The organism is Candidatus Protofrankia californiensis, from assembly GCF_900634765.1.
GTDB classification, from domain to species: Bacteria; Actinomycetota; Actinomycetes; order Frankiales; family Frankiaceae; genus Protofrankia; species Protofrankia californiensis.
In genome coordinates, this window is sequence record NZ_CAAAFT010000287.1 from 1666 (window position 1) to 7741 (window position 6076).

7 protein-coding genes are annotated in these 6076 nt (G+C 69.2%); 2 read left to right on the plus strand and 5 right to left on the minus strand.

Features of this window, described 5'->3' with window-relative positions; all coding sequences use genetic code 11:
• The first annotated feature begins 152 nt into the window (after nucleotides 1-152).
• Nucleotides 153-347 (plus strand): universal stress protein, encoded by a 195-nt coding sequence (locus DD1DGNOD_RS15475; protein ID WP_346434334.1) that lies wholly within the window; start codon nucleotides 153-155, stop codon nucleotides 345-347.
• Nucleotides 348-872: 525 nt separating this feature from the next.
• On the opposite strand, the gene DD1DGNOD_RS15480 is transcribed toward DD1DGNOD_RS15475, so the two are convergent.
• Nucleotides 873-1736 carry a DUF2267 domain-containing protein gene (locus DD1DGNOD_RS15480; RefSeq protein WP_165036756.1) on the minus strand — a complete coding sequence of 288 codons (864 nt, stop codon included), beginning with the start codon at nucleotides 1734-1736 and terminating at the stop codon, nucleotides 873-875.
• A gap of 346 nt (nucleotides 1737-2082) precedes the next feature.
• Here DD1DGNOD_RS15480 and DD1DGNOD_RS15485 point away from each other — a divergent pair, with 346 nt between their 5' ends.
• Complete coding sequence (locus DD1DGNOD_RS15485) at nucleotides 2083-2550, plus strand: Hsp20/alpha crystallin family protein (RefSeq protein ID WP_206443205.1); 468 nt, start codon at nucleotides 2083-2085, stop codon at nucleotides 2548-2550.
• A 126-nt stretch (nucleotides 2551-2676) separates the two neighbouring features.
• Here DD1DGNOD_RS15485 and pspAB read toward each other — a convergent pair whose 3' ends face one another.
• Genes pspAB through DD1DGNOD_RS15505 form a run of 4 tightly spaced genes read right to left on the minus strand, consistent with a single transcriptional unit; the run spans nucleotide 2677 to nucleotide 5393 of the window.
• Nucleotides 2677-3276: a PspA-associated protein PspAB gene (gene pspAB / locus DD1DGNOD_RS15490; protein ID WP_131767165.1), complete on the minus strand. Its 600-nt coding sequence runs from the start codon at nucleotides 3274-3276 to the stop codon at nucleotides 2677-2679.
• A 16-nt stretch (nucleotides 3277-3292) separates the two neighbouring features.
• The gene (gene htpX / locus DD1DGNOD_RS15495; protein WP_131767166.1) at nucleotides 3293-4267 is read right to left on the minus strand and encodes a zinc metalloprotease HtpX; all 975 of its coding nucleotides are present in this window, start codon (nucleotides 4265-4267) and stop codon (nucleotides 3293-3295) included.
• A 5-nt stretch (nucleotides 4268-4272) separates the two neighbouring features.
• Nucleotides 4273-4593: a PspA-associated protein PspAA gene (pspAA, locus tag DD1DGNOD_RS15500; RefSeq protein ID WP_131770448.1), complete on the minus strand. Its 321-nt coding sequence runs from the start codon at nucleotides 4591-4593 to the stop codon at nucleotides 4273-4275.
• Entirely contained in the window at nucleotides 4590-5393 is an 804-nt protein-coding gene (locus tag DD1DGNOD_RS15505) for a PspA/IM30 family protein (RefSeq protein WP_131767167.1), read from the minus strand. Before DD1DGNOD_RS15505 ends, pspAA begins: the two co-directional genes overlap by 4 nt.
• Nucleotides 5394-6076: the final 683 nt, after the last annotated feature.

A 6076-nucleotide genomic window follows, 5' to 3' on the forward strand; every position in this document is an offset into this window, starting at 1 on the left:
CCCCCGACGTCACCTGAAGCGGGAACGGCAGGCCATCGTCCGGCGCCGGCCCTTCCTCATATGATCATCCGATCGGGGGACTGGAGAAGGTAGCCCACGCCCTGCTCGAGGGCACGTTGGAAAAGGGACCGGCCGGCTGTACGGACGTCACGGTGGACGCCGGGCTCATGCTCGGCACGCCGGGAACCACCTTGATCCGACAGGCCGCCGACGCCCAGCTGCTCGTCGTCGGTGCCCGTGGCCACGAAGGCTTCGCCGAGCTGCTCCTCGGCTCGACCAGCCACCACTGCACCCACCACTCCCCCTGCCCGGTCGCGGTGATCCACAGCGACCGGCAACAGCAGTAGGCCCTGCCAGAGGGCCAAAAGCAGCGCGATCATTCATCTGACGCACTGCCAGCGGACCAAGTCCTCCGGTCAGGGTCAGAGGGCAACCGACCGGCCGGAGCTCAGGGAGTCCGGCCGGCCGGTCGGTTGCCGCTGTGTCCGGGCGTCGTCCGGCCCGGCACGTCGCGCAGGTGACACCGACCCGCCGGGCAGCGCTTCCCATCGGGAAGCGCCAGCACGATGATCGCCTCTTCGGGTCCGGTGGCCAGCCGCCTGGGGCCGGTGGACGCGCGGAAGGAGCGACTGCACCGGGCGCTTCGCGATGTCCCGGGTGATGTCCCGGCGGCTCCCTCGCATGATCGCACTTCCTCCGGCCGGCTCGTCGATCGTGCAGACGTCGCCCTGCCCCGGCTTGCCGGTTGGTAGTCCCCGTGTCCGGTTCAGTTCCCACCTTGTGGGACGTTGCGTTCCGCGGAACATTGCGTCCTGCCGAACATTGCCTCCTTCGGAACATTGCGTTCCCGACCTGGATGTTCCCGGCATGGGTCAGATGGGTGGTGTGTGCGCTGTCGGCTCGGTCCACGTCCGTCTGAGCTCCTCGGGGAGGACGGCCGCGACGTCCTGGGCCTCCTCCGGGACGAGGTCACGCAACGTGTGCAGGACGGCACCGGTGATGTCGTGCGCGTGCACGCGATCGATATGGTCGATCCGCAGTACCGCCTCGATGAACTCGTCCAGGTGGCGCATGCGTGCGGGGGCCTGGCCGCGGCGCCGCGGTGGCACGGTCAGTACCTGCACGTCGGCGGGCAGATGTGCGGCGACGTGCCGCCGCTCGGCCACCGGCAACCGCTCGAAGAACGTCGCCAGCACCGCGCGCACCGCCGGCTGGACGGTCTCCTGCGTACAGCCCGCCTGCTGCGCCGCGGCGAACAGCCGCCGCAGCATGGGGGACGGGAGCAGGGTCAGATCGCCTTCGGACGGCCGGGTGTCCCCGGAGACGAGTCCTTCGTGCAGCATCGACACGACCCCCTCGACCCCCGACGTCCGCCAGACCGCGTCCTCCACGACGATGGCGTCGGTCGCTGTGGCGACGTCACCGTGCAGGATGATCACGTGGCCGAAGGCGGTCACATGCACCCGCGGGACGTCGAGCCTTCGCGTGACCGAACCCAGCCGGGAACGCACCCGGTCGGCGAGGACGTCATCGGTGACGCCCGGGTCAGGACGGCCTCCGCCGAGCCGGTAACGGACCCCTCGAAGCCGTCCCCGCAGGTAACGGAACCGGCGGCCGACCCGTTCCCGAACCAGGCCGATCCTGCGACGGATGCGTCGCGGCCGCGCGAGCAGCCCGCCCGCGACGCCGGCTCCGACCCCCGCCGCCGCGGCGAGCACTCTCCCGACGTATCTCATCTGCGCACCTCCGGCGGTTGGTCCCACCAGCGTCGGGTATGGGCCGCGGCCCCGCCACCCGTGATGCCTCTGACCGCCACCTTGCGAGCCTGTGGTGGAGCGCGGGGACATCCATCAAACGCCGAGAGGCAGGCTACGGCGACAAGGAGCACGCTGGAGAGGTGGGTGGAGCCCGACCAGCTCCAAGGCGGCGCGGCCATACCCGTCACGCGGCCCGGCACGTCACGGCCGATCACGCCCATCACATCGCGGACGCGGCCATGCCTGTCACACGGCCCGGCGCACGGCCCGGCACGCGCCGCCGGAAGCCATGCGGAGAGGTGGAGAGGTTCGGAAGGGAGTAGCCGTGAAAGGGAGTAGCCGTCCGGCGCTGATTCGACGCGAGCATGCTCGTCACGAATGGTCGCCTGAGCTGTTCGGTTGGCAGTGGTCGGAGGAGGGCCGTTCGCTGGCGGCACGGCTGCTGGGCCTGCGGGAGGACGCCGTGCGGGTCGAGGAGTACACCGAGGACGGCGCCTACGTGCTACGCGCCGAGATCCCCGGCATCGACCCGGACAGGGACGTCGAGGTCACCGTGTCGGAAGGAGAACTGTCGGTGCACGCCGAGCGCCGGGAGGAGAAGAAGGAGAAGGCCGCCGGCCGTTATCGCACCGAGTTCCACTACGGCGCGTTCACCCGTTCGGTGGCCCTCCCGCCCGGGGCGAAGGAGGACGAGGTCGCCGCGACCTACCAGAACGGCATCCTCGAGGTTCGGGTGCCAGTCGAAAGCGGCGAACCCAAAGCCGTCCGGACGATCAGCATCCGCCACGAGTGACGGACGTACGTCCGTCTTGACATATGTCCCGTCCATACGCCGGCGTCACGCCGACCGGGCCGCCGGGGCGACAGGCTGCATGCCCGCGTCACCGCACCGCGCGGCGGTCACCGCGGTGCGGTCGTCTCACCGGGGTGCGGCGGGCTCGTCGAGGCCGGGGGCTCCCCAGACGGGGAACCATCGGGACAGATCCGGTTCGATGGGAAGATCGCCCTCGAGCGTCGCTTTCATCTGGAGTTCGAGCGGGTTGTCCCGGCGTTCGTCGGCAAGGGGAGCGAAGGGATACCAGGTGCCGCGGGTGAACAGATAGACAAGGCCGAACGATCGGGACCCGTCCGACCGGGATCCTTCGAAGAACGCGACGACGGCGCACAGCAGCGCCGGGCCGAAGCCGGCATCGCGCAGCGTGGAGTTGATCGCGTGCAGATCGGTGACGAGACCGGGCATGTCATCCGCGGAGGTCCGGCGTACCAGCCAGCGGAAGCCGAAGCGGTCGGTCAGCTTCTCGTAGCGACCGCCGTCCAGGACGAGGATCTGGTCGATCTCCCGTTCCAGGCCGGTGAACGCGGCGCCCTCCGCGGGTCTGACACACACCGATCCGACGCCGGTGGGGCGGAAGCGGGACGAGGTCTGGAGTGTGATCGCGGCCGAGGGCAGGGCGAACAGCCGGTCGAGGTTGGGCTGCCTGGGCCGGGAGCGTCCGAGCAGCACATCCAGGAATCCCATGAGAGTGGCCCTGTCATCACGAAGAGACGTCGCCCGGTGGCTCGTCGAGTCCGGCGGACGGCTCTTCGAGCTCGGCGGACAGCCGGGCCAGCTGCGCGAGGCGGGCGTCGAGTGGCGGATGGGTGGAGAACAGTGTGGACAGGCTGAAACCGCCCGCCCGCGCGGGGGCGAAGAAGAAGGCGTTGAACGGCTCGGCGGTGCGCAGGTCCCGCGTCGGGATCCGGGACATCTCACCGGTGATCTTGGTCAGTGCCGATGCCAGCGCCCGGGGACGACCGGTGAGCAGCGCGCCCGAGCGATCCGCGGCAAGCTCGCGGAAGCGGGACAACGACCTGGTCAGGACGAACGACACCGCGTAGACGAGGGCCGAGACAACCACGATGACGGCCACGGCCACGGCCGCGGCGCCGCTGTCCTCGTCGTCGTCCCGGTTGTTACCGCCGAACCCGCCGTACATGCCGGAGTACAGACCAAACCGTGTGATCAGCCCGGCCAGCACCCCGAGGAAGGCGGCGACGGTCATCACGGCGACGTCCCGGTGCGCCACGTGCGACAGCTCGTGGGACAGGACGCTCGTCAGCTCGTCGGTGTCCAGCCGGCGCGTCAGGCCGGTCGTGACGCAGACCACCGACCGCCGGGGGCTGCGGCCCGTGGCGAACGCGTTCGGCACGTCCACGTCGGCGACTGCCACGGCCGGTTTGGGCAGGTCCGCCAGGGCACACAATCTGTCGATCATTCCGTGCAGCTCGGGTGCCTGCTGCGGGGTGACGATCCGGCCCCGCATCCCGTACAGCGCGATCCGGTCGGAGAACCAGTACTGGGTGAACAGCAGCCCCCCGGCGATCACAATGACAAGTACCGGCGACAGGCCCACCGCGATCAGGACCGCGACGAAGGCGACATAGACCAGCCCGAGCAGGAAGACCGTCAGCAGCATCCGGGCCGCCAGGCCCCGGTCGGGCCGGAACCGGCGGCGAGGCGGTGCGGTCATCGTCGTCACCTCAATCCGGAATCCGGAATGAGGCCCTCGCCGCGACGACCCTCATCCCGAAGACCCTCGTCTCGCAGCATCCCGCGGACCTCGGTGAGGTCGGCGTCCGTGGAGGGCAGTACGAGGTCCGACGGTGTCAGCGTGTCGTCGGGCAGGGGGGATCCATACGCGCGGACACGGCTGAGCAACACCTCGAGCGCGGCGCGGAACGCCGTCTCGTCATCGGCGTCCATGGTCGTGACCAGCTGGTCGTCCAGAGTATTCAGTTCGCCGAGGACGCTGTCGGGCACGGCGAGCTGTCCTTCCCCGAGAATGCGTACGATCATGGCTGTTCGCCTGGCTCGGTGGTCGTCCTCGACCCCTCACTCCCGACACTCCCGATCGCCCGCTGGGCCTCGGTCGCGGGCAGCTGGGTGCCGGTCGCGGGCGGCGCGCCCTTGAGCGCGGCGAGTTCACGCTCGACGTCCGAGCCGGTCGTGATCCTGTCGAGTTCGGCCTGGATGTCGTCGCGTGGCCGGCCGGTCACGGTCGCGTCGTCGAGCGCGCCCGATGCGAGCAGCTCGTCGATGGCGCCGGCACGGGCCTGCATCTGCTGGGTCCTGTCCTCGGCGCGCTGGATCGCCAACCCCACGTCGCCCATCTCCTCGGAGATACCCGAGACCGCCTCGCCGATCCTCGCCTGCGCCTCAGCCGCGGTGTAGGTGGCCTTGACCGTCTCCTTGCGGGTGCGAAACGCCTCGACTTTTGCCTGTAACCGCTGGGCGGCTACGGTCAGCTTGTCCTCCTCGGCCCGCAGTGAGGCATGCTGGCGCAGCAGATCCTGAGTCTGCCCGCTCACCGCGGCGCGGCGGCCCAGTGCCTCCCGGGCGAGGTCGTCGCGGTTCGCCGCGACCGCCTGACCGGCCTGCTCCCCCAACCTGTCCGCGGAGGCCTGTAACTGCCTGACCTGCAGCTCGACTCGCTTACGGCTCGTCGCGACATCGGCCACCCCGCGGCGCACCTGCTGGAGGAGGTCGAGCTGCCGCTGGTAGGAGTAGTCAAGGATCTCTCGCGGATCCTCCGCACGATCCAGGATCTTGCTCGCCTTGGTCTTGAACACCAGGGCCAGCCGCCGGCTGAGGCTCATCTCTGCCCACCCCCTCGGGCATCCTGTCCGCTGCCGAGTGCTCCTAACCACCGTCGCCCCCGCAGAACCCGCCAGCAAACCGATCGTGATCTTCGCCCCGCCGGTGACGGTTGACGGAGCCGTTGCCCGTGTCTGGCGCAGTACCGTTTGGATCTACCCCCGGCGAGGAGGTCGCCGTGCAGGAGTGTGAGCTGTCAGCACCTCTGCGTGACATCGAACGTGTAGATCCCCGAGTGGCTCGACAGAGTACTCGCGGAGGCGGATGCAGATCCTGCTGCGGGCCGGTTCCTGTCGTTCGGGTCGGCCGAGGAGACAGCGACGGCTTCCGTGCCAGGCCGAGCGGATCGTCTTTCATACTGACGGCTGGTCGCGGGTGGGGAAAGCCAGGTGGGAAAGCACAGTTCAGATGCCTTTCTTGGCTGCGACCGGTCGGCCGGAATGCTGAATCCCGCAAGCGGCTTGTCGGTGAAGCCGTTGACCAGTTCGGCGGCTCGCAGCGCGTCCCACAGGTAGGTCATGGGGTCAGGCCGCATACAGCTGTTCCCGGGTCCGCATCACTTCGTCCTGGAAGTACGGGCGACGAACCCTGTTGAACCCCTATGAACATCACAAACGTGGCTGCTGATCAGCGGACCCCTGTCGTCTCCTGACGTCTCCTGACGTCTCCTGACGTCTGATCGCTA

Excerpts from the sequence above, each read along its gene's own strand:
- DD1DGNOD_RS15480 (WP_165036756.1), bottom strand. The coding sequence starts at position 1,736 with ATGAGATACGTCGGGAGAGTGCTCGCCGCGGCGGCGGGGGTCGGAGCC.
- pspAB (WP_131767165.1), bottom strand. The coding sequence starts at position 3,276 with ATGGGATTCCTGGATGTGCTGCTCGGACGCTCCCGGCCCAGGCAGCCC.
- htpX (WP_131767166.1), bottom strand. The coding sequence starts at position 4,267 with ATGACCGCACCGCCTCGCCGCCGGTTCCGGCCCGACCGGGGCCTGGCG.
- pspAA (WP_131770448.1), bottom strand. The coding sequence starts at position 4,593 with ATGATCGTACGCATTCTCGGGGAAGGACAGCTCGCCGTGCCCGACAGC.
- DD1DGNOD_RS15505 (WP_131767167.1), bottom strand. The coding sequence starts at position 5,393 with ATGAGCCTCAGCCGGCGGCTGGCCCTGGTGTTCAAGACCAAGGCGAGC.